Origin of the sequence: Campylobacter sp. BCW_4332 (assembly GCF_001763175.1) — a bacterium.
In the GTDB taxonomy this organism is placed as follows: Bacteria; Campylobacterota; Campylobacteria; order Campylobacterales; family Campylobacteraceae; genus Campylobacter_D; species Campylobacter_D jejuni.
Map to the genome: position 1 here is coordinate 1 of NZ_MJYF01000065.1, position 1,685 is coordinate 1,685.

Annotated in this window: 1 protein-coding gene; it reads left to right on the top strand. The window is 22.7% G+C overall.

Annotation, left to right across the window (positions count from 1 at the left end; genetic code table 11):
• Nucleotides 1-634: 634 nt before the first annotated feature.
• Nucleotides 635-1,390 (top strand): basic amino acid ABC transporter substrate-binding protein, encoded by a 756-nt coding sequence (locus AJN64_RS08130; RefSeq protein ID WP_044779581.1) that lies wholly within the window; start codon nt 635-637, stop codon nt 1,388-1,390.
• Nucleotides 1,391-1,685 lie beyond the last annotated feature (295 nt).

The window sequence follows — 1,685 nt, forward strand, 5'->3', positions numbered from 1 at the left end:
TTATAGATAGTTTAATCTTTTTCTTCAAAGAAAAAGTTATAAAAGATTAAAAGAAAAGCTTTTAATCTTTTTAATATTAGATTGAATAGATTTTACATAATTGCTTATGCCTAAATCTTTCTGGCTCAATCGATCACTTATTTAGATTTCAAAGATTGACTAATAAGATTTGAATAACAATACTAAGTTAAAAGAACAAAACAAAAAATCATTTTTAAAAGAAAAGTTTTTAAATTAAAAACAAGATTTATAAAAAAGCTTTTAGTTTTAAATTAAAAAATTAAGAAAGTTAAAAACTCAAATAATTTAAAAACTTAAAAAATCTAAAATAAAGTTAATTTATAAAATCTACTCAGTTAGTGAAACTTTATAATTTAAAAGATTTTAAGTCCTTTTTTCAAAAAAGGAAATGAAAGTATAACCAATTAAACTTAAAAGGGGATTAAATAAAGGATTAAATAGTATAAATATTTGTGTAAGTATTTATATAAGTATTTGGTGGGTTTTTTGAAATTTGTATAAATAATATATCAAGGATTACTTACTTTTAAACATTGTAAAAAGCAATCAGACTTAATTAAATATAAATTTAAAATAAGTATAATTTTAAAACATTTTATATCAAAGGAAGAAAATGAAAAAAATATTTAGTGTTGTTTTAGTTGCCTTGATTGGCTTATTTTTAAACGCTTGCAATGATTCTAAAAACAAAGAAACAAATGCAAGCGTAGAATTAAAGGTTGGAACCGCCCCAAACTATAAACCTTTTAACTATAAAGAAAATTCAAAACTTACAGGTTTTGATACGGATCTAGTAGAAGAGATCGCCAAAAAAAATGGTATTAAAATTGTTTGGGTTGAAACCAATTTCGATGGGCTAATACCTGCTTTAAAAGCTGGTAAAATTGATATGATTGCCTCGGCTATGAGTGCAACGGATGAAAGAAGACAGAGTGTTGATTTTACTAAACCTTACTATATGAGTAAAAATCTTTATCTTAAACTAAAAAGTAACAATTTACTTCAAACAAAAAATGATTTAGAAGGTAAAAAAATAGGAGTTCAACTAGGAACTTTACAAGAAAATACTGCAAAAGCTATCAAAAATGCACAAGTGCAAAGTAATAAAGATTTAAATATTGCTGTTTTAGCACTAAAAAACAACAAAATTGATGCTATTATCGCAGATGAAGATACTGCTAAAGGTTTTTTAGCTGAAAATCCAGAATTGGTAAGTTTTTACCAAGAAATGGATGGTGGAGAAGGCTTTAGCTTTGCTTTTGATAAAAACAAACAAAAAGAATTGGTAAAAATTTTTGACAAAGGTATAGATGAGACAAAAACCAATGGATTTTACAATACTTTGATCAAAAAATATGAACTAGAGTAAGCGTGAAAATTCACGCTTATACAACTTAAATCTTCGTTGCGTTTTGTAAAATAACATTTCATACAAATTTACTCTCATTAAATTAATTTTTTATATAAAATAAAATTTAAATTGAAATTTTATAATTATATAATAATCAGTATTTAATTATACTTTAAGTTCAAATATTTTATTATTCCGCTATTTTATTTTTATATTTTATATTATTATTAAAAAATAAATAATATGAAATTAATTTCAAAATAAATCATTTTAAATAAGGAAGGAGAAAAATATTTGAGTAAAAATATTATTT

What these genes read in the sequence shown, in the direction of transcription:
- AJN64_RS08130 (WP_044779581.1), top strand. Translation starts at nt 635, where the DNA reads ATGAAAAAAATATTTAGTGTTGTTTTAGTTGCCTTGATTGGCTTATTT.